Source organism: Actinoplanes sp. NPDC049681, from assembly GCF_044465265.1.
Lineage (GTDB): Bacteria > Actinomycetota > Actinomycetes > Mycobacteriales > Micromonosporaceae > Actinoplanes.
In genome coordinates this window covers 716,292-741,266 of record NZ_JBITLP010000002.1, presented here as the reverse complement: position 1 = coordinate 741,266, position 24,975 = coordinate 716,292, and the positions used below count along the sequence as shown (strand labels likewise).

Here is a 24,975-nt window from a genome sequence, read left to right as displayed (position 1 = left end):
GCACCGTAACCCGTCCGCGCGGACACGCCGGCTGCGACGCTCCGGCCGAGACAACGTCGGCGCGGGGCACGTACCCTTGCTCGCATGTCCCCCGCAGCAGATGCGGCGACCCTCACTGCGCGCCGGTCCACCCGGCTCGTCGCGTGGGTACGCGCCTGGCGCGCCGGTCTCGTCCCGTTCGACGAGCTGGCCGACGAGATCGCCGGCGACGAGGAGCACCTCGTCGCCGATGCCCCCGGCACCTGGACGGACGTGCCACTGGGACAGGCGCTGCCCGCGTTCGCCAAGCTGCACCCCGACGAGATCCGCCTGGTTCTGCCGGTTCCCGGCGACCCGCGCGGCCTGCCCGGCCCCGGCGACCTCACCGGCGCCGCGCTGGTGGCCGGCGAGGCGCTGGTGACGCCCACGTTCGGGATCGTCCCCGAGGTGCGCCGGCACACGTCGGGCTCGGGCGTCTCGTTCGAGACGGTGCTGTGGCGCTTCTACCCGGTCGCCGAGTACAGGCCGGTGTTCCAGATGGGATCGGCGGAGGCCGAGGCGCAGCTCACGCAGGCGCTGGCCGAGGCGACCACCCAGCTCACCCGCCTCGACGTCGCCCAGTGGCGGCCGGAGCTGGCCGGGGCGCTGCAGGCGCTGCGCCGCCCCGAGAGCACGGCGACGCTGCCGCCCGGGTTCGACCCGCGGTCGCGGCGGCTGTTCGCCCGCGCCAGCATCCTCGACCAGGTGCTGGCGCTCGCCGAGCACAGCGCTCCCGGCGGGGCGGTCAACACGTACGAGGCGCAGCAGCGCGATGCGGCACTGCGCCCGCTCACCACGGCCTGCCGTCAGGCGCTCGTCGCGGCCTGCAACTCCCCGTTGCATGGCTGACCGGTTCGCGCACTGCACGTTCTGCGGTGCCCGCTTCATCCCGGGCCAGCCGTGGCCGCGGCGTTGCGGGGCCTGCGGCGAGACCAGCTACCGGAACCCGGCGCCGGTCGCCGTGGCGTTGCAGCCGGTCGGTGGCGGCCTGCTGGTGATCCGGCGCGGAATCCCGCCGGCGGAGGATCGGCTCGCCCTGCCGGGCGGCTTCATCGAGTTCGGCGAGACATGGGAGCAGGCCGCGGCCCGGGAGCTGTGGGAGGAGGCCGGGCTGCGGTCCGACCCGGATTCCGTACGCCTGTTCGACGCGCTCAGCGCCCCCGACGGCACGCTGCTGATCTTCGGCCTCTTCCCGGCCGTGGCCACGGCCGCCGATCTCCCCGAGGCCCCCGCGACCGGTGAGACGCGGGAGCGGCTGGTGCTGCGGGAGCCGCAAGAGCTCGGCTTCGAGCTGCACACCCGGGTCGCCGGCCGCTGGTTCGCCCAGGTGGCCGCCGGGCTGTAGGACCTACGAGCGGAAGACCTCCGCCAGGTCGTGCAGGCGCGCCGCCGTGCCGGTCAGCCCCTCGACCGCGCGGTAGGTCTCCTCGGCCGCGCCGCGGACCTCGCCGGCCGCCGTGCTGACCGCGCCGATCGCCTGGCTGATCTGCTCGCTTCCGCTGCTGACCAGGCTCGCGCCGTGCACCATGGTCCCGGTCGTCGCGGACTGCTCCTCGACCGCGGCGGCGATGGTGACCTGGTGCTCGGCGATGGCGCCGATGATGGTGGAGAAGCCGCTGACCGCCTCGACCGCCTCGCCGGTGTCGTGCTGGATGCCCTCGATGCGGCGGGCGATCTCCTCGGTGGCCTGCGCGGTGGCCTGCGCCAGCTCCTTGACCTCACCCGCGACGATGGCGAAGCCGCGGCCCGCCTCGCCGGCCCGGGCGGCCTCGATGGTGGCGTTGAGGGCGAGCAGGTTGGTCTGCGCGGCGATCGCGTTGATCGTCCGCAGCACGTCGTTGATCTCCTGGCTGGAGTCCCGCAGCCGGGTGACGTTGCCGGTGGCGAGGGCGACGCCGGTCACCGCCTCGTCGGTCATGCGGGTGACGTCCGAGGTGTTGGTGCTGATCTCCTCGATCGCCGCCCGCATCTGGTGCGTGCCGTCGGCGATCGCCCCGACCTCGTCGCTGGTCCGGCGCGCCGAGAGCGCCACGGTCTCCAGCTCCCCGGCGGCGGCGTCGGCGGCCTTCGTCATGGTGGTGCTGACCTGCTGGAGGGCGCCCGCGGAGGTGTTGACCTCCTCGACGGCGCGGCGGATGCCGTTCACCGTGTCCTGGAAGCGGTCCATCATCGCGTTGTACGCCAGGGCCATCTGCCCGAGCTCGTCCTTGCCGACCACCGGCATCCGGGGGCTGAGGTCGCCGCCGGCGGCGGTCTTGATCACTCCGGCGTCGATGCGCAGCACCTTGACGATGCTGAACCACGTCGACATCTGCATGATGAAGCCCAGCGGCGCCAGGATCAGCGGCAGCCACGTCGCGACGCTCGCCAGCCGCTCCAGGTCTTCGCGGCCGGCGGAACCGGCGGGCAGCGTCTCCGCCACCGACCCGGCGACCGAGCGGGTGAGCAGCCCGAGACCGATCAGTCCGCCGATGAAGGAAAGCAGCGCGAGGGAGGTGCGGGCCTTGACGGGCAGCCGCTCCAGGAGCTTCACCATGCCTGACTGTTCGGCCGGTAAACGTCTGAGTTGAGACGCACGCCACTTTCGCGGCTCCGGCGCTCAGACCCGGGCGGCGACCAGCGCCTCCAGCAGATCGCCGAGCTGGTCGAGCCGGGTCTGGTCCAGCGGCGCGAACGTCTCCGCGTACACCCGGTCCGCGCGGCCCTGCCCTTCATGGCGCAGCCGCTCCCCCAGCTCGGTGAGCCGGTGCCGCACGATCCGCCCGGGCCCCGGTACGCGCTCGAGCATGCCGCGGTCGACCATGCGGGCCGCCAGCGAGCCCAGCGCCTGGTCGGTCTGGAAGGTCAGCCGGGCGAGCTCGTGCAGGGAGGCCCCGGGGTGCCGGTCGAGGTGCCGCAGCGTGTCCCACTGCACGAGCGAGACGCCGAGATCGGCCAGGGCCGCGGTGAGCGCACGATGGTGGCTGTGCTGCAGCCGCTTCACCAGCAGTGCGACCTCAGGCGCCGTACGACCCATCGACAGATCCCGTCCCGTCCTCGGCCGCGCGGCGACGTCCGCCGCACGGAAATGGGGTGGCCAGAAACAGCCGCGGCAAACCAGGTCAGAGGAATTGCTCCAGGAGCGTGGCCAGGCGGACCGGGGTCTCGTCCATCGCGTAGTGCCCGGCTTCGGCGAGCACCTCGAGGCGGGCGTTCGGATAGGTCGTCATCCAGGTTCCCCGCATCGTCGCGGCGCCGAGCGCCGGATCGTGCTCACCCACGATCGCCAGCGCCGGCACCGGGTTGCCCTTCACGGACGCGGAGAAATCGGTACGCGCCCACGCCGGCAGACAAGCGGCGAACGCCTCCACCGTGGAGTCCTCGAGACTCCGGCGCACCATCGTGTCGAGCCAGTACGACGACAGCCGGTTGCCCGTGGTCAGGTCGATGATCGCCTTGCGGTTGGCGGGATCGCGCGCCGCCCCGTCGAACAGTGCCCAGCCCTGCTCGTCGAACGGCACGCCGCCGGCCGGAACCGGGCTGATGCCGACGAGATGGGTGATGCGGTCGGGGGCGTCGACGAGGAGGTGCTGCGCCACGCTGCCGCCCATCGAGTGACCGACCACGGCGAACCGGTCCCACCCGAGGCCGTCGGCCACCTCCAGGGCGTCGCGGCTCATCTCCGCGATGCTGTGGTCGCCCGGGACGTCCCGGCGGTCGCCGTAGCCGCGATGATCCGGGAACGCCCAGGTGAATCGTTCGCCGTCGATGAGCTGCGGCAGCTGCCCCCAGCCCCGCGACGAGCCGAACCAACCGTGCAACGCCAGAACTTTGCGGGGCCCACGACCCACCGTCGTCACCATGCCCGCATTATTTCCGGGGCGCGGCCCGTTGGACAGCGGCGAGCCGGCCCGGGTCCCGCCCTTCAGCCGTACGGGATCGTTCGATCCGGTCCGTCATCCGGCCGCGTTCGATGGCATGATGTGCGAATCTCCGTTGCCGAGCGAAGGGTGCTACCGGGCCATGGGGCACTTCCAGGCGGCGACGTCGACCCGGGCGGGCCGACTGATCGTGGCGTTGACGGGGGAATGCGACCTGGAGGGCCGCGACCAGCTGATCGCCGTGCTGGGTGCCGCGGTCGACAGCGCCGAGCTGGTCGTCGTCGACCTGGCCGGGCTGACGTTCATCGACTCCAGCGGCATCCACGGCCTCGTCACGGCGCACCACGCCGCGCAACGCTCGGGCCGGCGGGTGGAGCTGGTCAACGCTTCCGGGGCGGTCGCCGCCGTGCTGGAACTCACCGGAGTGGACCGGCTGCTCGGCTCCCGCACCGAGGACACCACCCGTGATTGACCACGACGGCACCGACTCGCTCGGCTATCATGCGCCCGGCGACCTGGCCGACGTCCGCGCGTTCGTCGCGGCCCGGGCCGCGGCGATGGGGCTGCCCGGCCGCCGGATCGAGCTGCTGGTCCTCGCGGTCAGCGAGTTGGCGACCAACACGTTGCAGCACACCGGCGGCGGCGGCGTGGTGCGGGTGTTCGCGCAGCCGGGCCAACTCGTCTGCGACGTCGTCGACCAGGGGCCGCTGCGGCAGCTCGGACGCAGCATGCCCGCCGCGGACGCGGTGGGTGGCCGGGGTCTGGCCATCGTCGAACGGGTCTGCGACGAGGTGGAGACCTCCGCGGTCGCGGAGGGCACCCGCGTCCGCATCCGGCTGCGGCTCTGACCGGTCGGCTCAGGGCAGCACGCGTACGGCGAGCAGGCACGTGTCGTCGTCCGGGTTCGGGGAGCGCAGCAGCCCCTGCAGCCGGGCCAGCGCGTCCTCGCCGGGGCGCGCGGAGGCGTCCGCCAGGGTTGTCTTGACCTGCTCGAGCATGTCCTCGGCGCCGACCGTCTTCCGCTCCACCAGCCCGTCGGTGTAGAGCAGGACCAGGTCGTCGCGTTCGAGCCGCGCGCAGACCATCGGGTAGCGCGCCTGCGCTTCGGCGCCGAGCAGCAGACCCGGCGGCTTCGGCAGCTCGGTGGAGGTGCCCGCGCGGGACAGCAGCGGCGGCATGTGCCCGGCGCGGGCCCACGTCAGCGTCCCGGTCGCCGGGTCGTGCCGGCCTACCACCGCCGTGGCGGTGATGCCGAGTTCCACGCACAGCCTGTTCATGTGTGCGAGCAGCGTGCCGGGGTCGTGGATGCCGATCGACAACCACGCCACGAGGGCGAACCGGAGGTGGGCCATGCCGCTGGCGGCCTCGAGCCCGTGCCCCGCGACGTCACCCACGGCCAGCAGCGCCTGACCGTCGGGCAACGCCTGCGCGTGGTACCAGTCTCCGCCGACGCGTACCGCCTTCTCGGCGGGCAGGTAACCCACCCTCGCCTCCAGGCCGGGCAGCCGCACCGGTTCGACGGGCACGGGCTGGATCAGGTGCTGGAGCTGGCCGGCAAGGCGGTGCTCGGCCAGGGCGGTGGTCTCGCGGGTGCGCAGCTGGTCGGCGAGCCGCTCGATCGCCGAGCGGGAGTCCTCACGGGCGGTGACGTCCTGCACGACGGCATAGATCTTCACCGCTGCCCCGTCGGCGTCGCGCGCGGCCTCGGACAGGATGCGCAGGTGCTTGATCCCCGTACCGATGCGGAAGCGCACGGTGACGTCGGAGGCCGCGCCGGTGTCCAGGGTCTGCCACGCGGTCTCCGCGATCCCCCGGTCCTCGGCCAGCATGGCGGCGCCCTGTGCCGCCCGCGGCAACGGCCCGAGCGCGGGATCGCGCTCGAAGATCCGGTACATGCCCGGTGACCACTCGTTGCGGCCGGTGACGAGGTCGGTCTCGGCCCAGCCGAGACTGCCGAGCTGTTCGGTACGTTCCAGCCGGCGCTCGTGCTCGTCCGACCGCTGCCACCACACCAGCAGGCCGCCGAGCACCCGGTGCACCGTGACGACGAACCGCGAGTGCGCGACGACGCCGGCGCCGTGGTCCTCGTAGTCGAAGTCGGCCAGCTCGCCCGGGACCCCGTCGGCGACCACCTGGTGGTAGAGCGACCAGAGCGGACCACCCACCATGCTGGGGTACAGCTCGCTGAGCCGGGCATGGCGGCGGCGGGCGCCCCGGCGCTGGACGTCCTGCACCCGGTCGCTGGTCGCCGCGACGGTGAAGTCCACGACCTCGCCGGTGTCGCCGGTCACCGGCAGGAGCCACGTGCACCCGGAGGGGATCGCGGAGAGGATCTCCTGCACGAGCGCGACGGGCGGCTCCCCCGGGATTCCTCCCTCTGCCATGCGCGCAGCCTATCGGCAGGCCGGGGCCACCGTCCCCGGCGCGAAGCTCACCCGAACGGCCAAGGCGCCGGAGCGGTTCCGCCACCTACAGTCGGCGACCATGATCACCTGGTCGCCGATCCGCTCCGCCGCAGCGCTGGTCACCCTCGCCGCTCTGCTCGGCGGCTGCACCGTCAGCTCGCGGTGGGAGAGCACGCTGCCCGCGGCGAGCTCCGGAGACGGACGCCCGGAGCGCCTGGCGATCGATCACGACGACTTCGGCGCCCGCTACGTCGGGCACACCGCCGACGGCCGCCAGTTCTTCGTGACCACGCCGTTCGAGTCCGGCGAGGAGGGACGGACCTTCGTGGCGACGTATCTGTTCACCGCCGACGGCCGGTTCCTCGAAGCGGAGATCGAGCCGACCGAAGGCGGCGACGACCTGTACCAGGTGCTCACCGACGCCGACGCGAAGAAACAGGTACGCAAGCTCGGCGAGGTGACCTATGACCGGATCGTCGTAGAGCCCTTCGAGGTGCACCGATACGGCAACACCTTCGGGCTGATCGTCCACGAACCCGACGCGGACGACGACCTCTGGTGGGTGACGGTCGAGCCGGGCGACTACATGGCCTTCGCGGCGCCCTGGGACAGCGGCGTCTACGACACCTAGGCGGGCAGCCGGCGCAGGACGTCGAGCAGGAACCACTCGTCCTCGTGGTGCACGATCCGGTCGAGGCCGGGACGCGCGGCGAGGGCGGCATGCACGTTGAAGCCGTCGTAGTTGCCGCCGTTCTGACGGTCGCGGAAGTGAACGGCGACGATGTCCCCCTCGGGCTCCAGCCGCGCCACCAGGCCGTCGAGCAGGGTGTTCAGGTCCTCGGCGGAGAGGTAGTAGAGCAGGTCGCCGATGACGACGAGGTCGAAGGTCGCGTCGGGCAGCTCGGCCGGCAGCATGGCCCGCTCGACGCGTACGTGCGGGAAGTCGCGCACCGCCTCCCGGGCCTGGTCAACGGCCGAGGTCACGCAGTCGACCGCGAGGAGCGAGTCGCAGCGCGGCGCGAGCATCCGGGTCAGCAGGCCGATCGAGGCGCCCGGCTCGTAGCAGCTGCGGTAGCGGGGGCGTGGCAGGCTCGCCATCGTGACCGCGTACTTGCGCTGGTCGTGCCACTTCGTCGCGACGTCCCACGGGTCGTCCTTGGCCAGGTACATGCCGAGGAAATGCTCGTCCGACACGGTCGCGCGCGGCGCCTCGGCGTCGCCCTGCATCCTGGTCACGATCAGATCTCTCCGATGAGGTCGGCCACGCTGTCCACGATGCGCGACGGCCGGTACGGGTAGCGCTCGCTCTCCTCGCGGGTGCTGATGCCGGTCAGCACGAGGATCGTCTCCAGCCCGGCCTCCAGCCCGCACAGCACGTCGGTGTCCATCCGGTCGCCGATCATGGCGGTGCTCTCGCTGTGCCCGCCGATGACGTTCAGCGCCGAGCGCATCATCATCGGGTTCGGCTTGCCCACGAAGTACGGCTCCACGCCGGTCGCCTTCGAGATCATCGCCGCCACCGAACCCGCCGCCGGCAGCGCGCCCTCGTTGGACGGTCCGGTCGCGTCCGGATTGGTGCAGATGAACCGGGCCCCGTCGTTGATCAGACGGACCGCCTTCGTGATCGCCTCGAAGCTGTAGGTGCGGGTCTCCCCCAGCACGACGTAGTCGGGCGAGAACTCGGTGAGGACGTAGCCCGCCGCGTGCATCGCGGTGGTCAGGCCGGCCTCGCCGATCACGTACGCGGTGCCGCCCGGTCGCTGGTCGGCGAGGAACTGCGCGGTCGCCAGCGCCGCCGTCCAGATGGACTGCTCGGGCACGTCGAAGCCCATCCGAGCGAGCCGGGCCTGCAGGTCGCGCGGCGTGTAGATGGAATTGTTGGTCAGGATGAGGAACGGCTTGCCCGACGTCTTCATCCGGTTGACGAACTCGGGCGCCCCCGGAACCGGCACCCCCTCGTGGACGAGGACCCCGTCCATGTCGGTGAGCCAGCTCTCGACGGGCTTGCGCTCGGTCATCGGATTCCTCGTCTCTGCGGTGCCGGGCAGCAGTCGGCGGGGCACACGTCCCAGACGGGGAGCGTACCGAGCCGTTCGCGCTGCTCTCCGCCGGTCCGCTCCTGCACCAGCTCCCGGATCATGGTGACGAAGCGGGGATCGGTGCCGGGGGTGGCGGCGCGGGCGTACCCGAGGCCGAGGCCGGCGGCGGTGTCGCGGGCCTCGTTGTCGAGGTCCCAGAGGACCTCGAGGTGGTCGGAGACGAAGCCGATCGGGCTCACCACCACGTCGGTGACGCCCTTCTCGGCCAGCGCCGTGAGGTGGTCGTTGACGTCCGGCTCCAGCCACGGCACCTGCGGGGGCCCCGAGCGGCTCTGCCAGACCAGGTCCCAGGGCAGCTCGGGCGCGGCCGCGGCGTGCACCAGCGCGGCGGTCTCCTGCAGCTGCGCCTCGTAACGGCCGCCGGTCGGTCCGGCGGTGGCCGCCATCGACACCGGGATGGAATGCGCGGTGAAGACGATCCGCGTGGTCGTGCGCCGCCCGGCATCCAGCGTCGAGAGCGCCGCCCGGACCGCGTCCGCGTGCGGCCGTACGAAGCCGGGATGGTCGTGGAACTGCCGCAGCTTGGTGATCGCCGGGGCGCCGGGGCCGACCTTCGCCCGCGCCTGCGCGATGTCTTCCCAGTACTGCCGGCAGGACGAGTAGCCGCCGTAGGCGCTGGTCGCGAACCCCAGGGCGGACGTGACGCCGTCGTCACGCATCTGCGCCACGGTGTCGGCCAGCATGGGCTGCCAGTTCCGGTTCCCCCAGTACGCCGGCAGCCCCACCCCGTTGGCGGCGAAGTCGGCCTGCACCGCGGCGAGCAGCTCACGGCACTGCTGGTTGATCGGCGACACGCCGCCGAAGTGGTAGTAGTGCTCGGCGACCTCGGCCAGCCGCTCCTCCGGGATGCCCCGCCCGCGCGTCACGTTGCGCAGGAAGGGCATCACGTCGTCGGAATGCTCCGGACCGCCGAAGGACAGCAGCAGAAACGCGTCATAACCCACCGGGCCGAATCTACCCGGCCACCCGTTGCGCCCTACGGGTGCATCTCGTACGCCCCGCAGAGGGCCACGACCTGCGCCCAGACCGCGGCGGTCCGCGCCGGGTCCAGCACCGGGCGGCGTACGTGGGCCAGCGCCCAGGCCGCCTGCTCGTCGGTGGTCGCCGCCTTGCCGTGCAGCTCGGTCGCGTACCCGGAGAAGTCCTGGACGAGCACCGCGAAGATCTCGTCGAGCAGCTGCCGGTCCAGCCCGGTGAGCTCGGCCTGCTCCAGGATCAGGTGGCCGTAGACGACGAGCGCGAACAGCTGACCGAGCGAGAGCAGGAAGTCGAGGTCGCTCTGCTGGCTCTCGTCCGGGGCGTGGTCGCGCAGCAGCGCGCAGAGGCCGTCGGCCTGCTCCCGGAACCGCGCGACGTTGGCCAGGTCGGCGTGCGCGTCGTACGCCGTCCGCCAGTCGTGGAACCGGATCGCGCCGAGGCCGCGCGCCGGGCCCTGGCGGAACAGGAACTCGTCGTCGGCGGCGTCGTGGCGGGTGGGTACGGGCGCGAACTCCGCCGGCCGGAACAGGTAGTTCGGCATGAACTTGAGGATCAGCGCCAGGTTGACGTGCACGGTGCCCTCGAGCTTGGGCAGGCCGCGGATGTCCTTGGCCGCCTTGTCGAAGTACGTGTCCGTCTCGAAGCCCTTCGCCGCGATGACGTCCCACATCAGGTCGATGACCTTCTCGCCCTCGGTGGTGACCTTCATCTTGGTCATCGGGTTGAAGAGCAGGTACCGGCGATCGTCGGGGCCGGCGGAGCGGAAGTAGTCGACGGCCCGGTCGCTGAACAGCTTCATCGCGACGAGCCGGGCGTACGCGTCGGTGAGCTCGCGGCGGACGTGCGCGAAGTCGGTGACCGGCTTGCCGTAGAGCATCCGCCGGTGGGCGTGGGTGACCGCCTCGTACATGGCGTGCTCGCAGATGCCGATGGCGGCGGTGCACAGGTTGAACTTGCCGACGTTGACGGTGTTGAGCGCCGCGTCGAAGGCCGCCTTTCCGGTGTGCAGCAGGTCCTGCTCGCGGACCGGGTAGTCCTCGAGCCGGAACTCGCTGACGTACATCTGCGCGTTCACGACGTTGCGGACCAGGTGGTACGCGGGGTGGCGGCTGTCCGCGGCGAAGAAGACGTAGCCGTCCGGGCCCTCGACGTCGGCGCGCCGGCCGAAGACCGAGACGAGACCGGCCACATTGCCGTTGCCGATGTAGTACTTGGTGCCGTTCGCCCGGAACCCGCCCGAGCCGTCCGGGGTGAGCACCATGTCGGTGGCGTAGATGTCGGCGCCGTGGCTGCGCTCGGACAGGCCGAACGCCATGACGTGGCCGTCGGCGAGGAGCTGGGCCGTGTGCTCGCGGACCGCCTGGTTGGCGCTCTGCCAGACCGGACCCAGGCCCAGGACGGTCACCTGCCACGTGTACCAGTAACCGAGGCCGTAGAAGCCGAGGATCTCGCTGAGCGCGGCGTTACGGGCGGTGTCCCAGCGCTTGGCCGGGTCGCCTTCCCCGTCGGCGGCCGGGGTCAGGAAGGTCGCGAAGAGGCCCTCCTTGGCGGCGAACTCGAGGAAGTCGGCGTACCACTCCCGGGCGACGTAGCTGTCGATCAGCGCCTTCTTGCCGCGAGTCTCGAAGAAGTCGATCGTGGCGCGCAGCAGCCGGCGCGACTCGGGGTCGAGGTGCTCCGGGTCGTACGTGTGCGGGTTGAGCAGCAGCATTGCCGTCTCCTTCGTCAGTCGCGGCCGAGGCCGCGCAGCGTGTCGAGGACGTCGTCGAGCCAGGCCAGGACCATCCGCTCGTACGCGATGCCGCCGCGCAGCACCACGTGTTGCAGCCGTTGCCCGTCGTCGAGGGCTTCGGGCTCGGGGAAGTCGCGGCGCTCCCCGGCGAGGTAGCGGGCCAGGGTGTCCTCGTGGGTCTTGCGGTAGCGCTCGACCTCGGCCACCAGCGCGGTGCGCCCCGCGGCGTCGGCGAAGGCTGCGCCGCGAACCTTGACAGCCAGCTCGTGCCGGACCGCTTCGGGTTGCACCGGGTCGCGCAGCCAGGTGGTCAGGATCTCGCGACCGGCGTCGGTCACGGAGTGCGACCGCTTGTCGGGGCGCCCGCCCTGGCCGACCTCCTCGGCGGTGACCCAGCCGTCATCCTCCATGCGCCGCAGGACGCGGTAGATCTGCTGGTGGGTCGCCGTCCAGAACCGGCCGATGGACCGCTCGAAGCGCCGGGCCAGCTCATATCCGGACCCCGGCTGCTCCAGCAGCGAGACCAGAATCGCATGCTCCAACGCCACGCGAGCATCATGCTATGCAACTAGTTGCATAGCAAGCGAGCGCACGAAAAAGGCCGGTGGACGAATCCGCCGGCCCTTCTCAGGTGAAGCTATGCGCCGAGGGCGTGGTAACCGCCGTCCACGTGGACGATCTCGCCCGTGGTGGCGGGGAACCAGTCGGAGAGCAGGGCGCATACCGCGCGCGCGGCCGGCTCCTGGTCGACCAGGTCCCAGCCCAGCGGCGCCCGCTCCGCCCAGGCCGTCTCGAACTGCTCGAAGCCCGGGATCGACTTGGCCGCCATCGTGCGCAGCGGCCCCGCCGACACCAGGTTGCTGCGGATGCCCTGCTTACCGAGGTGCAGCGCGAGGTAGCGGGAAGCCGACTCGAGGCCCGCCTTCGCCACGCCCATCCAGTCGTACACCGGCCAGGCCTTGGTGGCGTCGAACGTCAGGCCGACGATGCTGCCGCCCGCGCCCATCAGCGGCAGGCAGGCGGTCGCCAGGGACTTGTACGAGTACGTCGACACCTGCACCGCCGTCGCCACGTCCTCCCACGGCGCGTCGAGGAAGCCCCCGCCGAGGCAGCTCTGCGGCGCGAACCCGATCGAGTGCACCACGCCGTCGAGGCCGTCGACGTGCTCGCGCACCTTGTCGGCGATGCCCGCGAGCTGCTCCGCGTTCGTGACGTCGAGCTCGATCACCGGTGCCGGCTCGGGCAGCCGCTTGGCGATCCGCTCGACCAGCGACAGGCGGCCGTACCCGGTCAGCACGACGGTCGCGCCGTTCTCCTGGGCCAGTTTCGCCACCGAGAACGCGATCGACGCGTCGGTGATGATGCCGGTGATGAGCAGCCGCTTACCGGCCAGCAGTCCAGACACGCTCTCTCCTGATGTCGGGGGTCAGTGACCCATGCCGAGGCCGCCGTCGACCGGCACGACCGCACCCGAGATGTACGCCGCCCCGTCCCCGGCCAGGAACGTCACCGCCCGGGCCACCTCCTCGGGAGCCGCGAGCCGGCCGGCCGGGATCGCCTTGAGGATCTCCTCGCGGCGGGCGTCGGTCAGCACGTCGGTCATCTCGGTGTCGATGAAGCCGGGCGCGATCACGTTCGCCGTGATGTTACGGCTGCCGAGCTCCCGCGTGATCGAGCGGGCCATGCCCACCAGACCGGCCTTGCTCGCCGCGTAGTTCACCTGGCCCGGGCCGCCATAGAGGCCCACCACCGAGGAGATGAAGATGATCCGGCCCCAGCGGGCCCGCAGCATCTTGGTGCTCGCCCGCTTGGCGCAGCGGAATGCGCCCGTGAGGTTGGTGTCGAGCACCCGGGTGAACTGCTCCTCGGACATTCGCATCAGCAGCGTGTCGTCGGTGATGCCCGCGTTGGCGACGAGCACCTCCACCGGGCCGAGCTCCTTCTCGATGGTGGTGAAGGCGGCGTCGACGGCCTCGCCGTCGGTGATGTCGCACTTCACGCCGAACAGTCCCTCGGGGGCGCCGCTGCCCCGGTGCGTGACGGCCACCCGGTCGCCTTGCTCGGCGAACGCCCGCGCGATCGCCAGGCCGATCCCGCGGTTACCTCCGGTCACCAACACGGTGCGGGCCAAGGCGCTGCTCCTTCTCTTCGGTTACATGAAACGGACCGATCGCAGACTAGGCGTTACCACCTGGTAGGCGGAACCCGGTCCGGGCGTCATACCTGGGTAGGGGGTACAAGACCGGTCCGTGGCGGCACGACCGGGGATGCGCGCGGCTCGTAGCCTGCCTCGCATGGAGATGCTCGGTCCGCTGCGCCGGCTGCTCACCGGTCCGGACCGTCGGCGCCCGCCGGCCGGGTCGCCACGGCGGCGCAGGATCCGCTTGTACGGTGCACCGCTCGGCCTGGTGGCACTCTTCGGACTGGGTCTCGTGAACGTCGCGGACCTGGTGGGCAGCCGGCACCTGCCGGAGCTGATCGCCGCGCTGCTCACGTTCGCCACCCTGCTGCCCGTGGCGCTGACCGCCGCCGGCCGGCCGTTGATCGCCTGGCGGTTCGCGTACCCGATGATGTTTCTCGGTGTGCTCGGAGGGCGCCTCGGAACCGACGCGTGGCCGTGGAGCACGGTGCAGATCCTGGCCACCCTCGTGGTCTTCACGGCGCTGGTCTTCCGGGAGCTGTCGGGGGTGATCGGCTGGGCGACCGCGCTCACCGTCCTGCCGGTGTTCCTGTTCTCGCCGCCGGCCAACGCCTGGGGTTCCGCGACGCTGCTGATCGCCATCGCGCTCGCGGGCGACCTGGTGTCGCGGCGACGGCGGTCCCGCGACGAGCTCGCCGAGCAGGCCCAGCTGACCCGGGTCGAGCACGAGCGGCGGGCGGTGCTCGAGGAGCGGACCCGGATCGCCCGGGAGATGCACGACGTGGTCGCCCACCACATGTCCATGATCGCCGTGCAGGCCGAGACGGTGCCCTACCGGGTGAGCGGCCTGCCGACACCGGCGCAGGAGGAGTTCGCGTCGATCGCGAGCGCGGCGCGGGCCGCCCTCACCGACATGCGGCGGCTGCTCGGCGTGCTGCGCTCGGACGCCGAGCAGAGCCCCCGCGAACCGCAGCCAGGGCTGGCCGACGTCGCGACGCTGGTCAGCACCGCCTCCCGCGCGGGGCTCGTCGTCACCCTCGACGGCGGCGGGCGGCTGCCGGCGGACGTGCCGGACGCGGTCGGGCTGGCGGCGTACCGGATCGTGCAGGAAGCGCTCGCCAACGCGGCCCGGCACGCGCCCGGCGGCCCGGTGCACGTCTCGGTCCGCGCCGACGGCTTCGCGCTGCGGGTCGAGGTCCGCAACGGGCCGGGCTCGGCCGGGCCGGCGGAACGGCGCACGGGCGAGGGTGGCCACGGGCTGGTGGGGATGCGCGAACGGGCGGTCCTGCTGGGTGGCACGCTGCACGCCGAAGCGCAGCCCGGCGGCGGATATCTCGTGGCGGCGCGGCTGCCGCTCGCATCGGAGGACGCATGATCCGGGTACTGATCGCCGACGACCAGGCCATGGTCCGGCAGGGCTTCGGCGCGCTGCTCGCCGCCCAGCCGGACCTGCTCGTGGTGGGGGACGCCGCGGACGGCGCCGCCGCGGTCACGCAGGCCCGGCGGCTCGACCCGGACGTGGTCCTGATGGACGTCCGGATGCCGGTGATGGACGGTCTGGAGGCCACCCGGCAGCTGGCCGCCTCCCCCGGCGCCGGTCCCCGGGTGCTGATCCTGACCACCTTCGACCTGGACGACTACGTCTACGAGGCGCTGCGCGCGGGCGCCAGCGGCTTCCTGCTCAAGGATGCGCCCGCCGCCGACCTGGTCCAGGCGGTGCGGGTGGTGGCCGCCGGCGACGGCCTGCTCGCACCGTCGGTGACCCGGCGGCTCATCGCCGAGTTCGCCGCCCGCCCCCGCTCGCAGCGGCCGCGGCCCACCGCCCTGAACGCCCTCACGCCCCGGGAGACGGAGGTGCTGCGCCTCATCGCGCGCGGGCGGTCCAATCAGGAGATCGCGGCGGATCTGGTGGTCGCCGAGCAGACGGTGAAGACGCACGTGGGACGCATCCTGGCGAAGCTCGGGCTGCGGGACCGGGCGCAGGCGGTCGTCCTCGCGTACGAGTCGGGCCTGGTCGCCGCCGGCGAATAGCCCCGCGGTAGCACCCCGCAATGAGCACCGCAGGGTGACGAGATGCCCGTGGCCGTGCCCGCACGCTGCCCGGCATGCGGATCTTCACGGTTCTCCTCGTCCTCGCGCTGGCCTCCGTCGACCTCCCGGCGACCTGGGCCGGCCCACCCCCGGCCGATCCGGCCTCCACGATCCCGGTGCCGGCCGCGATGGCGGCGGCCGGTGAGCCGTACGCGGGCTGGGCGCGCTCCGGGCGCCACTTCCTCTCCTTCGATTCCCGCGGCGACGGGCGGGCCGTCGAGGTCGTCGGGGACCTCGCCACCGCCGACCGGGTCGCCGTGCTCGTGCCCGGCGTCGACACCACCCTGCGCGACTTCGACCGCGGCCTCGGCGGGGTGGCCCGGCGGGCGCCTTCGGTCCAGGCACGGGCCCTGTACGAAGCAACCCGGGCCGCCGACCCCCGGGCCCGGATCGCAGTGGTCGCCTGGCTCGGGTACGACCCGCCCGAGGGCCTGTCGCTGGAGGCCGCACGGGACCTGCGGGCGCGCGCCGGAGCGGCGAACCTGGTCGCGTTCGTCGAGGCGCTACCACCCCACGCTGCGGTCACGCTGATCGGCCACAGCTACGGGGCGCTGGTCGTGGGCCTGGCCGCTCCCCGGCTGCCCCGGGTCGCCGACGTGGTGGCGCTGGGCGCGCCGGGAATGGGTGCCGCGCACGCGTCCGACCTGGGCGGCGCCCGGGTGTGGTCGGCGCTGGCGGCGGACGACTGGATCCGGCGGGTGCCCCAGCTGCGGATCCTGCACCTGGGACACGGCCGTCGCCCGTCGTCACCGCGGTTCGGCGCACGCGAGCTGCCGACCACCGGTGTTGCGGGGCACGACGGCTACTTGTGCCCCGGTTCCGCCACGCTCGCCGCGGTGGCCGGCGTCGTGACCGGCCGCGCCGACGTGGCGGCGGCAGCATGAGCTCCGGCAGCATCGTGGTGATCCCCGACGGCGGTGTGACGACGGCCTCCGGGCGAGACCGGACCGTCGACGCGGTGCGCGCCTTCGCCATCTGCGGCGTCGTCGGCGGGCACTGGCTGGTCACGGGCCTGGTGACCGGTCCGGACGGCTGGCACACCGCGAGCCCGCTGAGCGCGATGCCCCACCTCGCTCCGGTCACGTGGCTCTTCCAGACCCTCGGCCTGTTCTTCTTCGCCGGCGGGTTCGCGGCGGCGCGGGCCCGGGACGGCGGCGCTCGGCGTACCCGGGACCGGCTGCTGGGGGCGCTGCTTCCGCTGCTCGCCGGCTGGGCGCTCGTGCTCGGCGTGGGCGTGGTGCTGGGCGCGCCGGCCGGAACACTCGAGACCGTGGCCACTCTCGTGGTCAGTCCTCTGTGGTTCCTCGTCCCCTACGTGGCCCTGCGGATCGCGTCACGCCCGCTCTGCCGGGTGGTACGACGCTACGGTCCGGCAGTGGCGCTGGTGCCCGCCCTGATCGTCGCCGGCGCCGACGCGGGCCTGCTGCCCGGATGGCTCGCCGTCCCGGCCGCATGGGCGGTGCCCTGGCTGCTCGGCATCGCCGTCGCGCTCGGGCGGTGGGGCGGACGGCGGGCGCCCGTGCTGCTCCTGCTCGGCGGCGTTGCCCTGCTGGCGCTCCTGACGGCGGTGGGTGGATACCCGGTGAGCGCGGTGGGCGTACCCGGGGAAGGGCGCTCGAATCTCTCCCCGCCGTCGCTGGCCGCCGTAGCCCTCGCCGTCACCCAGATCGGTGGTTTTCTGCTCCTGCGCGGGGCCCTCGGGAGGCTGTTGCGGCGGCCGTACGCCGTCCGCGCGGTGACCCGTCTGAACCGCGTCGCCGTGCCCGTGTACCTCGGGCACCAGAGCGTCCTGCTGGCCGCTGCCGCCCTGGTCGGCACCCGGGTTCCGGGCCTCGTGGGGCCGCCGGACGGACCGGCGTGGGTGGTGGCGCGGCTCGCCTGGCTGCCGCTTCTCGCGCTCGGCCTGGCCCTGGCGGTCCGTGGCCGGCGACACGCACGGGCCCGCGTTTCTTAAATTGCGCTTAAGAGGTACGCTCTTCGACGGTCCGAAGCCCGCACTAACTGATGGAGGTGATCGCTGTGCGAGATAGCGATCCTCCCAGTCGTGGCCGGGCCGCTCGTCAGCCGCTCTGACCCGCTTCCGCCGCGCCGTGCGCCACGCGCGCGCCAGGCCGTGAAGCCGGGCCCTGCCCGCTGACTTACGAAAACCCACCCGCTCCCTGCCGTCGCGCCGCGACGGAGCAGGGTGCCGGTCGCGACGCTTCGTGTGCGCACTTTCCCTGTCGCTTCTCGCCGGAAAGTCATGGCCATGAACCGTTTTGTCGCTCCGCTCAGCTTCACCATCGCCGCCGCCTGGGTCGTTGTGGTCTTCGTCCTGGTCCACAACACCCCCTGAGCCGTCAGGCCGGCCCCGCGCAGAACTCGTTGCCCTCGGGGTCGGCCAGCACCCACGCGTCGTCCCGGCCCGCCGGGGCGCGCAGCACCGTCGCACCCCGCGCGACCAGGTCGGAGGGCTCGCCGTCCCGCAGGATGACGTGCCAGTGCAGGCGGTTCGGCCCGTCCTTGGCCTCGGGCACCGGGTCGAACAGCCAGTATTCCCACGGGAAGTCGGGCGCGGCCCGCACCGCCGCGGCCTCACCCTCCAGCGCCACGCTCCCGCCCAGGAGGGCACTCCACCACTGCGCCTGCGCCACGGCGTCGCGGCACTTGACCACGAGCTCGAAGATGCCCGCCGGCCGGTCGTCCACGGCCGGGTAGGCGCAGAACTCGTTGCCCTCCGGGTCGGCGAGCACGTACCAGGGCTCCGCCCCCGGCTCGCGCAGGATCCGCCCTCCGGCGGCGACGATCGCATCCGGCTCGGCGCCGGCCAGCCGTACGTCGAGGTGCACGCGGGTCTGCCGGCTCGGCGGCCGGGTCCCCGGCCGGACCCGCACGATCTCGTTGCCGGGCCGCCCCGCGCCGGGATCCACCCGCCACCCGCCGTCCCCCAGGTCGAGCAGGGTGCCGTCGAGCACCACCCGCCAGAACGCGGCGAGCCCGCGCGGGTCCGCGGCCTCGAGGGACAACCCGTCGAAGTGGACCGGGGGAAGGACGTAGCGGGACAGTTCTGCGGTGAGCGCGGGGCGAGACATGCGTACCTCAGTACCGTCCCCCACGACCCGGCTCCAAGAGCCGCCGGCGTTTATCAGACTTTCGGGGACCCGCTTCACCCCTCGCTCAGCCGGGCCACGATCGCCGCTGCGGGTCCCGGGCGGGCGTCGGCGAAGGCCGTGCCGGCCCAGAGGCTGAGCGCCTCCGGATCGTCCTGCGCGGCCGCCGCGGCCCGGATCGGCGCGGTCAGGTGGTGCACGGCCGGGTAGCCCACCGGGGCCGCCGCCGAGTAGGCGTCGATGAAACGGTTCCGTAGCCCGCGCGCCGGCCGGCCGGTGAAGGCCCTCGTCACGACCGTCTCGGTATAGCGCCCGGAGAGCATCACCGCCCGCTGTGCCGGCCGGGTCCCCGCCTCGTCGGCCAGCAGGAAAGCCGTGCCCGCCTGCACGGCCACCGCCCCCGCAGCGATCAGCTCCCGTACGTGTTCCCCGGTGCCGGTGCCGCCGGCGGCCACGAGCGGGAGCTCCACGGCCGCCGCAACCTCCCGCACCAGCTGCGGCGCGGTCGACGAACCGTCGTAGTCCGCCGGCGTGGTCGTCGCGGAATGAGCGCCGGCGGTGCCCGCCTGCACGATGAGAAGGTCCGGACCCACGGCGGCCGCGAGCCGCGCCTCGGCAGCGGTGGTCACCGTGACGAGCACAGTGGACCCCGCGCGGTGGAGCTCGGCGACGACGTCCCGATCCGGTACGCCGAACGTGAAGCTGACCAGCGGCACCCGGGCCTGCACGGCGAGCCGTACCTTGTCCGCGAAGTGGTCGTCGTCGTGCAGCGGCGGGTGCGGGAGCTCGACGCCGTAGCGCTCGGCCTCGGGCTGCAGCAGGCGCCGGTACTCGCTGACCGCTGCCGGATCGGCGGGGGCCGTGGGCAGGAAGATGTTGAGGCCGTACGGAAGTCCGCTCTCGCGCAGCTCACCGACCTCACGGGCGACCACGTCCGGCGTCTTGTAACCGGCGGCGAGGAACCCGACGGCGCCGGCGGCCGCGGCCGCGCGGACCAGAGCGGTCGTGGACGGGCCGCCGGCCATCGGGGCGACGATCACGGGACTGCCGAACTCCCACACCATCACGCCATCATGCCCCCCGGTCCGGCGATCACGAGATGTGGGCGGCGTCCAGGGCGGCCTGCAGCGACTGCTTGTAGCCGTCGCTGGTCACGGTCGCGCCGGAGACGGCGTCGATGTCCGCGCTCTGGGCGGCCAGGGCCTCCTGCCGGAGGATCGGCAGGGCGTACTGGTTGATCTCCTGGTCGCGGTGGTTGTCCGTCGGGTAGACGGGAACCGTCACCTCGGTCACCTTGCCGCCCGAGACGCTGATGCTGACCTGCACCGGCCCCCATCGGGTCTGCGCGACCGACCCGGTGTAGGTCTTCGCGCCGCCCGACGAGGAGCCGGACGAGGAGCTGTCCGACGTGCCGGCGGTGTCGAGCGGCGCCGAGGCCGCGGCCGGGGTCTCCGGGCTGTTCGTGCTGGTGCGGTAGCTGAACAGCAGCACCAGCACCGCCACCGTGGAGAGCAGCCACAGGGTGATCCGTCGCATCGTCGTCTCTCTTTCGCTTACCAGGAGAACAGTTCGGTGTGTACGCGTCCGGCCGGCACCCCGGCCTCACGGGCCGCAGCGCTCGCCGCCCCGGTCCACTCCTGCGGCCCGCAGACGTACACGTGGGCATGGGCGATCGCCGGCGTGATCTGCCGCAGGACCTCGGCGTCGGCGTCCTCGGCGTCGGCGTCGGCGTCCTCGGCGTACGCGGCCGGGAGCCAGGACGGGCGGGCGGCGCGCGGGCCGAGCAGCGGGACGACGCGGACGCCGCGGTGGCGGGCGAACCACTCGAGCTCGCCGCGGAACGCCATCTCGGCCTCGGTGCGGGCCCGGTACACCAGGATTGCCTGGCCGGGGGCGTACGGAAGCTCGCCGAGGAGCGCCAGCAGCGGGGTGATGCCGATGCCGCAGGCCAGCATGACCACCGGCCCGCCGGTGTACGTCTCGCCGGTCAGCTTTCCGTACGGTCCCTCGATGAGCGCCCGGGTCCCGGGCCGCAGCCGGGCGACGCGGGCGCTGCCGTCACCGAGGTCCTTCACCGTGATCCGCAGCAGGTGACCGTGCGGCGTCGCCGACAGGGAGTACGGGTGCGCGCGGCTCCAGCCCGGCCCGTCGAGGAAACGCCACTGGAAGAACTGGCCGGCGCGGACGGGCAGCCGGTCGAGGGCGCGGCCCTGGAGGTAGACGGAGGTCAGGCCCGGTCCCTCCGGCACGACCCGGCTCACCACGAGGCGGTGCCGCCAGGTGCGCCACAGGGGCAGGCCCACCCGGTAGACCAGGACCGCACCCGCCGAGACCGCGTAGAGGGTCCACCAGTACGCCGTGGAGACCGGCGAACCGATGAAGTCCGCGCCGGTCCAGAGCTGGTGCGGCAGGGCCAGGCCCACGCCGAGGTACGCGTACAGGTGCAGCAGGTGCCAGGACTCGTAGCGCAGCCGGCGCCGGGCCGCCCGCATCGAGGTGACCACGACCATCACCAGCAGCGCGGCGCCGGCAGCGGCGAGCAGCATGCCCGGGTACGAGACCAACATGTCCCACAACTCGGCCCACGCGCCGGTGTGCGCGGTGGCGGCGTAGCCCAGGGTGATCAGCACGATGTGAGCCACCATCAGGTGGAACGACGTGAAGCCGGTCCAGCGGTGCCACCGGGCGAGCCGGTCCTGGCCGAACGCGCGCTCGACGAGCGGGATCCGGGCGAGCAGCAGCACCTGGAGCAGCATCAGGTCGGAGGCCCAGAGCCCGGCGAGCCGGCCGAACGCCTCCAGGTCGCCGCCCAGCGCCTGCTGCACGCCTCCGTTGCTCACCCAGAGCGCGGTGACGCTCAGCAGGCTCAGCGCGGCGACGGACCCGCCGGCGTCCGGCCACCAGCGCGGAGTCGTCGCCCGCCGCACGGTGACGGGAAGGGGCTGCATCGTCGTGGTCATGGTCCAAAGATCGGCGGCGCGGCTACGCGGACTCTTTGCCACGGCTGTGAGAAACCTGTGCGTGTATGAAGCCGGTCCGATCGGGGCACCCTGTGACGACACCTGAATCTGGAGGCTCTGATGGCCAAGACCTGGGCGCAGTCGGTACGGGAACGGGCCCGCAACCGGCTCGCGGCGGCGCGCCGCAACCACCCGCCGCCCTTCACCGTGGGACCGGAGCTCCAGGACTCGTCGGCGCCCGTCGTCCTGGTGCAGCGGCCGGCGAGCAACGACGACGTGCTGCCTCGTGGTGTGCGTACCGCGGGGGCGTGGGCGTGGCGGTTCATCCTGCTGGTCGTGGCCGCGTACCTGTTCCTGCGGGTGGTGTCCCTGCTGCGGGTCGTGATCATCCCGGTGGTGATCGCGGTGCTGCTCGCCGCCCTGTTCCAGCCGGTCGCCGCGGCGCTGACCCGGCGCGGCGTGAAGCGCTCGTTCGCCGCCGGCCTGGTGCTGCTCGCCGCGCTGTTACTGGTCTTCGGCGGTCTCGGCCTGATCGTCAGCACCATCGTCGCCCAGATCGACACGCTCTCCACCCAGGTCAGCGACGGCATCAAGGAGGTGCAGACGTGGCTGTCCCAGGGTCCGCTGCACCTCACCGACGCCCAGCTCAGCCAGTACGTCGACCGCGTACGCCAGACCATCTCCAAGAATCAGGGCGCGCTGACCTCCGGCGCCCTCAGCACCGCCACCACGCTCGGTGAGGTCCTCACCGGGTTCTTCCTGGTGCTGTTCACGCTCTTCTTCTTCCTGCGCGACGGCGGCCAGATCTGGTCCTTCCTGTGCCGGCTGCTGCCGCGGGAGGCGCGGGTGGCCACCGCCCGCGCCGGGCACTACTCGTGGCACACCCTCGTGTCGTACGTCCACGCCACCGTGCTGGTCGCCTTCGTGGATGCGGTGGGCATCGGTATCGGGCTGTTCATCCTCCGGGTGCCGCTGGCGCTGCCCCTCGCGGCGCTGGTCTTCCTCGGTGCGTTCATCCCGGTCGTCGGCGCCACGCTGACCGGCGCGGTGGCCGTCCTGGTCGCCCTCGTCGCCGAGGGGCCGGTCACCGCGCTGATCGTGCTGGGCGTGGTCATCGCGGTGCAGCAGCTCGAGGGGCACGTGCTCCAGCCGCTGATCATGGGCCGGGCGGTCGCGCTGCACCCGCTCGCGGTCATCCTGGCGATCGCGACCGGCATCGTCGTCGCAGGCATCGTCGGTGGCCTGATCGCCGTCCCGCTGCTGGCGGTGCTGAACACCGCCATCCGCTACCTCGTGCGGCATCCCTCCGGCGAACCGACCCCGGACCGGGAACCGCCCGGCACGGAGTCCGCCGCCGACGGCGAGGCCGAGGCGGACGACCGTTCGGAGGCGGCGGAGCGCCGCACCGACCCGGCCGAGCCGCCGCCGGACGACAGCTCGGTGGCCGAACCGGCCGTCCGCACCGGCTGAACCGCGCGAGGTCGTGACCTTGCGGTGATCGGATGAATTCTTCGCCGAGCCATCGACCGGGCCGTGGACGGGGTTCTACTCTGACTGCCCGGAGAACAGCGGGTAACGAGAGGTAGCACGATGGCCGACGGCACGGTCGACATCGCCACCAGTCCCGACGGCAGTCTCATCATCCAGCCCCATGGCGTGCTCGACGCCGACGACGCGGTGGAGCTGCGGCGCGCCCTGGTGAACGCCGTGCGTCACGTACGTCCCCTGCGGCTCATCCTCGACCTGCAGGACGTGCGGGGGCTGGACCCGATCAACCTCGGCACCCTCGCCGCCGCCTGTCACCTGGGCGACGACCACAAGGTCGCCGTCTTCCTCGACAACTCCTCGGCCGTGGTGGCCGGACAGCTCACCGCGGCCGGGGTCGCCCGCCACCGGCTGCGCGGCGTCGGCGTCGCGAGCACGTCCACCGTGGACCTCTGACGGGTCAGCGCAGAGCCGCGACCACCTTCTCGGCGAGCTCGGCCGAGGATCCCGGGTTCTGCCCGCTGAAGAGGGTGCGGTCCACGACGACGTGCGACGCCCACGCCTCGCCCGCGGAGAAGTCCGCGCCGAGGGCGGCCAGCCGGTCCTCCAGCAGCCAGGGCAGCTTGTCGGCCAGCCCGGCGGCGCGCTCCTCGACGTTGCTGAACGCGGTGAGCCGGTAGCCCGCGAACGGCCAGGCGCCGTTCTCGTCGGCCGTGGCCAGCAGCGCGGCAACCCCGTGGCACACCACGGCCAGCGGCTTGCCGGCCGCCAGGGTGGCCCGGATGAGCTCCGCGGACGGGCGGCTGACGGCCAGGTCCTCCATCGGCCCGTGCCCGCCCGGGTAGTAGACCGCGGCATAGTCGGCGAGCCGCACGTCCTCCAGGCGGGCCGGATCCTTCAGGGCGGCGATCGAGGCGAGCTCGGCCTCGACCGGCTCCGGGTCGAGGCTCGCCCGGTCCACGGGCGGCACGACCCCGCCCGGCGTGGCCACGACGACCTCGTGCCCCGCGCCGGTCAGCGCCCGGTAGGGGGCGAGGAACTCCTCGGCCCAGTACCCGGTCGGGTGCGGGGTGCCGTCGGCGAGTGTCAGCCGGTCGGAGCCGGTCATCACGAACAGAATCTTGGACATGCGTCGACGGTACGGCCGCGGCCCCGCGACCAACCAATAGGATTCCTGCAATGGCCGATCAGAAATCTGATGAGCCGCCGGTACGGCCCGCCGCCCGGCCGCTGGACCTTATGCAGCTGCGCACCTTCCTCGCCGTGCACCGGGCGGGTTCCCTCACCGCCGCCGCCCGGCTGCTCGGCCTCTCCCAGCCGACCGTGACCAGCCAGCTCCGGGCCCTGGAACAGCACCTCGGCCGGCAGCTGTTCGAGCGCCTGCCGCACGGCGTCGCACCGACCTCGGTGGCGCTGGCGCTGGCCGCCCGGGTGGCCGACCCGCTCGACAAACTGGCGGCCGTCGCGGAGCCCTCCCCCGACGTCGCCGTCCCCGAGGAGCCGGTGCACCTGGCCGGCCCGGCCGAGCTCGTCGCCGTCCGCGCGATGCCCGCGCTGGCGCCACTCGTCGGCCAGGGGGTACGCCTGCGGGTCACCCTCGGCCTCGCCGACGACCTCCTGGAGGGCCTGCGGGCCGGCCGCTTCGATCTGGTGCTGTCCGCCGTACGCCCGCGCAGCCGGGCCGTGGTCGCCAGGCCGCTGATGGACGAGGAGTTCGTGCTCGTCGCCGGCCGCGCCTGGGCGGGGCGGACCGGCGCCGTGGACCCGGACGACTCCCGCTCGCTGGACGACCTGCCGCTGGTCAGCTACGCGGAGGACCTGCCCATCCTGCGCCGTTACTGGCGCCATGTGTTCCACCGCCGCCTGACGGCCCGCGCCGCTGTGGTCGTTCCCGACCTGCGGGCCGTGCTCGCCGTCGTCGTCGCGGGCGCCGGCATCACCGTCCTGCCGCGCTACCTCTGCGCCCGCGAGCTCGCCGCCGGCGACCTGGTGCCGCTGCTCGAACCCGCCGATCCGCCGATCAACACCGGCTATCTGGCGCACCGCGCGGGCGCTCCGGTCCTGCACCACGTCGACCTCGTCCGCCGCGAGCTCCTGCACCACGCCCGGGACTGGTGA

Annotated in this window: 28 protein-coding genes; 12 read left to right on the top strand and 16 right to left on the bottom strand. The window is 72.8% G+C overall.

All coding sequences use genetic code 11. From position 1 onward, the window contains the following. Positions 1-84 precede the first annotated feature (84 nt). Both ACIBO8_RS08885 and ACIBO8_RS08880 read left to right on the top strand, forming a co-directional pair. Complete coding sequence (locus tag ACIBO8_RS08885; RefSeq protein ID WP_396114534.1) at positions 85-867, top strand: hypothetical protein; 783 nt, start codon at positions 85-87, stop codon at positions 865-867. Then, positions 860-1,363 (top strand): NUDIX domain-containing protein, encoded by a 504-nt coding sequence (locus tag ACIBO8_RS08880; RefSeq protein ID WP_396114533.1) that lies wholly within the window; start codon positions 860-862, stop codon positions 1,361-1,363. Before ACIBO8_RS08885 ends, ACIBO8_RS08880 begins: the two co-directional genes overlap by 8 nt. A 3-nt stretch (positions 1,364-1,366) precedes the next feature. Here the strand turns inward: ACIBO8_RS08880 and ACIBO8_RS08875 are convergent, their stop codons facing one another. From ACIBO8_RS08875 to ACIBO8_RS08865, 3 genes are all read right to left on the bottom strand, one after another. Next, positions 1,367-2,554, bottom strand: a complete 1,188-nt coding sequence (locus ACIBO8_RS08875; protein WP_396114532.1) for a methyl-accepting chemotaxis protein — start codon at positions 2,552-2,554, stop codon at positions 1,367-1,369. Between the two features lie 63 nt (positions 2,555-2,617). Continuing rightward, positions 2,618-3,034 (bottom strand): MarR family winged helix-turn-helix transcriptional regulator, encoded by a 417-nt coding sequence (locus tag ACIBO8_RS08870; RefSeq protein ID WP_396114531.1) that lies wholly within the window; start codon positions 3,032-3,034, stop codon positions 2,618-2,620. Between the two features lie 85 nt (positions 3,035-3,119). Next, on the bottom strand, positions 3,120-3,860 hold the full coding sequence (locus tag ACIBO8_RS08865) for an alpha/beta fold hydrolase (RefSeq protein ID WP_396114530.1): 741 nt from the start codon (positions 3,858-3,860) through the stop codon (positions 3,120-3,122). A 160-nt stretch (positions 3,861-4,020) separates the two neighbouring features. Here ACIBO8_RS08865 and ACIBO8_RS08860 point away from each other — a divergent pair, with 160 nt between their 5' ends. Continuing rightward, positions 4,021-4,350 (top strand): STAS domain-containing protein, encoded by a 330-nt coding sequence (locus ACIBO8_RS08860; protein ID WP_396114529.1) that lies wholly within the window; start codon positions 4,021-4,023, stop codon positions 4,348-4,350. After that, positions 4,343-4,726: an ATP-binding protein gene (locus ACIBO8_RS08855; protein ID WP_396114528.1), complete on the top strand. Its 384-nt coding sequence runs from the start codon at positions 4,343-4,345 to the stop codon at positions 4,724-4,726. Before ACIBO8_RS08860 ends, ACIBO8_RS08855 begins: the two co-directional genes overlap by 8 nt. Before the next feature lie 9 nt (positions 4,727-4,735). On the opposite strand, the gene ACIBO8_RS08850 is transcribed toward ACIBO8_RS08855, so the two are convergent. Further along, positions 4,736-6,262 (bottom strand): PP2C family protein-serine/threonine phosphatase, encoded by a 1,527-nt coding sequence (locus ACIBO8_RS08850; RefSeq protein WP_396114527.1) that lies wholly within the window; start codon positions 6,260-6,262, stop codon positions 4,736-4,738. Between ACIBO8_RS08850 and ACIBO8_RS08845 the strand changes: the two genes are divergently transcribed. After that, complete coding sequence (locus ACIBO8_RS08845) at positions 6,261-6,914, top strand: hypothetical protein (RefSeq protein WP_396114526.1); 654 nt, start codon at positions 6,261-6,263, stop codon at positions 6,912-6,914. The two genes, ACIBO8_RS08850 and ACIBO8_RS08845, sit on opposite strands and share 2 nt — an antisense overlap. Here the strand turns inward: ACIBO8_RS08845 and ACIBO8_RS08840 are convergent. The 7 genes from ACIBO8_RS08840 to fabG all read right to left on the bottom strand — a co-directional run bounded on the left by ACIBO8_RS08840 (position 6,911) and on the right by fabG (position 13,223). Continuing rightward, positions 6,911-7,510 carry an SAM-dependent methyltransferase gene (locus ACIBO8_RS08840; RefSeq protein WP_396114761.1) on the bottom strand — a complete coding sequence of 200 codons (600 nt, stop codon included), beginning with the start codon at positions 7,508-7,510 and terminating at the stop codon, positions 6,911-6,913. The two genes, ACIBO8_RS08845 and ACIBO8_RS08840, sit on opposite strands and share 4 nt — an antisense overlap. 11 nt (positions 7,511-7,521) lie before the next feature. Further along, positions 7,522-8,301 carry an HAD-IIA family hydrolase gene (locus ACIBO8_RS08835; RefSeq protein ID WP_396114525.1) on the bottom strand — a complete coding sequence of 260 codons (780 nt, stop codon included), beginning with the start codon at positions 8,299-8,301 and terminating at the stop codon, positions 7,522-7,524. After that, complete coding sequence (locus tag ACIBO8_RS08830) at positions 8,298-9,326, bottom strand: ferrochelatase (protein ID WP_396114524.1); 1,029 nt, start codon at positions 9,324-9,326, stop codon at positions 8,298-8,300. Before ACIBO8_RS08830 ends, ACIBO8_RS08835 begins: the two co-directional genes overlap by 4 nt. A gap of 32 nt (positions 9,327-9,358) precedes the next feature. Next, positions 9,359-11,071, bottom strand: a complete 1,713-nt coding sequence (locus ACIBO8_RS08825) for an acyl-CoA dehydrogenase family protein (RefSeq protein WP_396114523.1) — start codon at positions 11,069-11,071, stop codon at positions 9,359-9,361. Positions 11,072-11,085: 14 nt separating this feature from the next. Further along, positions 11,086-11,640 carry a PadR family transcriptional regulator gene (locus tag ACIBO8_RS08820; RefSeq protein WP_396114522.1) on the bottom strand — a complete coding sequence of 185 codons (555 nt, stop codon included), beginning with the start codon at positions 11,638-11,640 and terminating at the stop codon, positions 11,086-11,088. 89 nt (positions 11,641-11,729) lie between these two features. Then, complete coding sequence (gene fabI, locus ACIBO8_RS08815) at positions 11,730-12,497, bottom strand: enoyl-ACP reductase FabI (RefSeq protein ID WP_396114521.1); 768 nt, start codon at positions 12,495-12,497, stop codon at positions 11,730-11,732. A 21-nt stretch (positions 12,498-12,518) separates the two neighbouring features. Next, positions 12,519-13,223 (bottom strand): 3-oxoacyl-ACP reductase FabG, encoded by a 705-nt coding sequence (fabG, locus tag ACIBO8_RS08810; protein ID WP_396114520.1) that lies wholly within the window; start codon positions 13,221-13,223, stop codon positions 12,519-12,521. Positions 13,224-13,386: 163 nt separating this feature from the next. Here fabG and ACIBO8_RS08805 point away from each other — a divergent pair, with 163 nt between their 5' ends. The 4 genes from ACIBO8_RS08805 to ACIBO8_RS08790 all read left to right on the top strand — a co-directional run bounded on the left by ACIBO8_RS08805 (position 13,387) and on the right by ACIBO8_RS08790 (position 17,277). Next, positions 13,387-14,607: a sensor histidine kinase gene (locus ACIBO8_RS08805; protein WP_396114519.1), complete on the top strand. Its 1,221-nt coding sequence runs from the start codon at positions 13,387-13,389 to the stop codon at positions 14,605-14,607. Continuing rightward, the gene (locus ACIBO8_RS08800) at positions 14,604-15,263 is read left to right on the top strand and encodes a response regulator (RefSeq protein WP_396114518.1); all 660 of its coding nucleotides are present in this window, start codon (positions 14,604-14,606) and stop codon (positions 15,261-15,263) included. The genes ACIBO8_RS08805 and ACIBO8_RS08800 overlap by 4 nt, the downstream gene beginning before the upstream one ends. A gap of 74 nt (positions 15,264-15,337) precedes the next feature. Continuing rightward, a complete protein-coding gene (locus ACIBO8_RS08795) occupies positions 15,338-16,207 on the top strand; it encodes an alpha/beta hydrolase (protein ID WP_396114517.1) in 870 nt (289 codons plus the stop codon). After that, entirely contained in the window at positions 16,204-17,277 is a 1,074-nt protein-coding gene (locus ACIBO8_RS08790) for an acyltransferase family protein (RefSeq protein WP_396114516.1), read from the top strand. Before ACIBO8_RS08795 ends, ACIBO8_RS08790 begins: the two co-directional genes overlap by 4 nt. 385 nt (positions 17,278-17,662) lie before the next feature. On the opposite strand, the gene ACIBO8_RS08785 is transcribed toward ACIBO8_RS08790, so the two are convergent. From ACIBO8_RS08785 to ACIBO8_RS08770, 4 genes are read right to left on the bottom strand one after another with little or no spacing between them, the layout of a single operon-like run. Next, a complete protein-coding gene (locus ACIBO8_RS08785; RefSeq protein ID WP_396114515.1) occupies positions 17,663-18,418 on the bottom strand; it encodes a VOC family protein in 756 nt (251 codons plus the stop codon). Between the two features lie 50 nt (positions 18,419-18,468). Continuing rightward, complete coding sequence (locus ACIBO8_RS08780) at positions 18,469-19,476, bottom strand: nitronate monooxygenase (protein ID WP_396114514.1); 1,008 nt, start codon at positions 19,474-19,476, stop codon at positions 18,469-18,471. Positions 19,477-19,504: 28 nt separating this feature from the next. Further along, the gene (locus ACIBO8_RS08775; protein ID WP_396114513.1) at positions 19,505-19,948 is read right to left on the bottom strand and encodes an FMN-binding protein; all 444 of its coding nucleotides are present in this window, start codon (positions 19,946-19,948) and stop codon (positions 19,505-19,507) included. Between the two features lie 17 nt (positions 19,949-19,965). Beyond that, a complete protein-coding gene (locus ACIBO8_RS08770) occupies positions 19,966-21,372 on the bottom strand; it encodes a ferric reductase-like transmembrane domain-containing protein (RefSeq protein WP_396114512.1) in 1,407 nt (468 codons plus the stop codon). Positions 21,373-21,492: 120 nt separating this feature from the next. On the opposite strand from ACIBO8_RS08770, the gene ACIBO8_RS08765 reads away from it, so the two are divergent. Next, positions 21,493-22,842, top strand: a complete 1,350-nt coding sequence (locus tag ACIBO8_RS08765; RefSeq protein ID WP_396114511.1) for an AI-2E family transporter — start codon at positions 21,493-21,495, stop codon at positions 22,840-22,842. Between the two features lie 120 nt (positions 22,843-22,962). Further along, positions 22,963-23,313 carry an STAS domain-containing protein gene (locus tag ACIBO8_RS08760; protein WP_396114510.1) on the top strand — a complete coding sequence of 117 codons (351 nt, stop codon included), beginning with the start codon at positions 22,963-22,965 and terminating at the stop codon, positions 23,311-23,313. Between the two features lie 4 nt (positions 23,314-23,317). Here the strand turns inward: ACIBO8_RS08760 and ACIBO8_RS08755 are convergent, their stop codons facing one another. Beyond that, the gene (locus ACIBO8_RS08755; RefSeq protein ID WP_396114509.1) at positions 23,318-23,986 is read right to left on the bottom strand and encodes a type 1 glutamine amidotransferase domain-containing protein; all 669 of its coding nucleotides are present in this window, start codon (positions 23,984-23,986) and stop codon (positions 23,318-23,320) included. A 50-nt stretch (positions 23,987-24,036) separates the two neighbouring features. Between ACIBO8_RS08755 and ACIBO8_RS08750 the strand changes: the two genes are divergently transcribed. Further along, positions 24,037-24,975, top strand: coding sequence for a LysR family transcriptional regulator (locus tag ACIBO8_RS08750; protein WP_396114508.1), 939 nt, complete (start codon positions 24,037-24,039; stop codon positions 24,973-24,975).

What these genes read in the sequence shown, in the direction of transcription:
- ACIBO8_RS08885 (WP_396114534.1), top strand. Translation starts at nt 85, where the DNA reads ATGTCCCCCGCAGCAGATGCGGCGACCCTCACTGCGCGCCGGTCCACC.
- ACIBO8_RS08880 (WP_396114533.1), top strand. Translation starts at nt 860, where the DNA reads ATGGCTGACCGGTTCGCGCACTGCACGTTCTGCGGTGCCCGCTTCATC.
- ACIBO8_RS08875 (WP_396114532.1), bottom strand. Translation starts at nt 2,554, where the DNA reads ATGGTGAAGCTCCTGGAGCGGCTGCCCGTCAAGGCCCGCACCTCCCTC.
- ACIBO8_RS08870 (WP_396114531.1), bottom strand. Translation starts at nt 3,034, where the DNA reads ATGGGTCGTACGGCGCCTGAGGTCGCACTGCTGGTGAAGCGGCTGCAG.
- ACIBO8_RS08865 (WP_396114530.1), bottom strand. Translation starts at nt 3,860, where the DNA reads ATGGTGACGACGGTGGGTCGTGGGCCCCGCAAAGTTCTGGCGTTGCAC.
- ACIBO8_RS08860 (WP_396114529.1), top strand. Translation starts at nt 4,021, where the DNA reads ATGGGGCACTTCCAGGCGGCGACGTCGACCCGGGCGGGCCGACTGATC.
- ACIBO8_RS08845 (WP_396114526.1), top strand. Translation starts at nt 6,261, where the DNA reads ATGCGCGCAGCCTATCGGCAGGCCGGGGCCACCGTCCCCGGCGCGAAG.
- ACIBO8_RS08850 (WP_396114527.1), bottom strand. Translation starts at nt 6,262, where the DNA reads ATGGCAGAGGGAGGAATCCCGGGGGAGCCGCCCGTCGCGCTCGTGCAG.
- ACIBO8_RS08840 (WP_396114761.1), bottom strand. Translation starts at nt 7,510, where the DNA reads ATGCAGGGCGACGCCGAGGCGCCGCGCGCGACCGTGTCGGACGAGCAT.
- ACIBO8_RS08835 (WP_396114525.1), bottom strand. Translation starts at nt 8,301, where the DNA reads ATGACCGAGCGCAAGCCCGTCGAGAGCTGGCTCACCGACATGGACGGG.
- ACIBO8_RS08825 (WP_396114523.1), bottom strand. Translation starts at nt 11,071, where the DNA reads ATGCTGCTGCTCAACCCGCACACGTACGACCCGGAGCACCTCGACCCC.
- ACIBO8_RS08805 (WP_396114519.1), top strand. Translation starts at nt 13,387, where the DNA reads ATGGAGATGCTCGGTCCGCTGCGCCGGCTGCTCACCGGTCCGGACCGT.
- ACIBO8_RS08800 (WP_396114518.1), top strand. Translation starts at nt 14,604, where the DNA reads ATGATCCGGGTACTGATCGCCGACGACCAGGCCATGGTCCGGCAGGGC.
- ACIBO8_RS08795 (WP_396114517.1), top strand. Translation starts at nt 15,338, where the DNA reads ATGCGGATCTTCACGGTTCTCCTCGTCCTCGCGCTGGCCTCCGTCGAC.
- ACIBO8_RS08790 (WP_396114516.1), top strand. Translation starts at nt 16,204, where the DNA reads ATGAGCTCCGGCAGCATCGTGGTGATCCCCGACGGCGGTGTGACGACG.
- ACIBO8_RS08780 (WP_396114514.1), bottom strand. Translation starts at nt 19,476, where the DNA reads ATGGTGTGGGAGTTCGGCAGTCCCGTGATCGTCGCCCCGATGGCCGGC.
- ACIBO8_RS08775 (WP_396114513.1), bottom strand. Translation starts at nt 19,948, where the DNA reads ATGCGACGGATCACCCTGTGGCTGCTCTCCACGGTGGCGGTGCTGGTG.
- ACIBO8_RS08770 (WP_396114512.1), bottom strand. Translation starts at nt 21,372, where the DNA reads ATGACCACGACGATGCAGCCCCTTCCCGTCACCGTGCGGCGGGCGACG.
- ACIBO8_RS08765 (WP_396114511.1), top strand. Translation starts at nt 21,493, where the DNA reads ATGGCCAAGACCTGGGCGCAGTCGGTACGGGAACGGGCCCGCAACCGG.
- ACIBO8_RS08760 (WP_396114510.1), top strand. Translation starts at nt 22,963, where the DNA reads ATGGCCGACGGCACGGTCGACATCGCCACCAGTCCCGACGGCAGTCTC.
- ACIBO8_RS08755 (WP_396114509.1), bottom strand. Translation starts at nt 23,986, where the DNA reads ATGTCCAAGATTCTGTTCGTGATGACCGGCTCCGACCGGCTGACACTC.
- ACIBO8_RS08750 (WP_396114508.1), top strand. Translation starts at nt 24,037, where the DNA reads ATGGCCGATCAGAAATCTGATGAGCCGCCGGTACGGCCCGCCGCCCGG.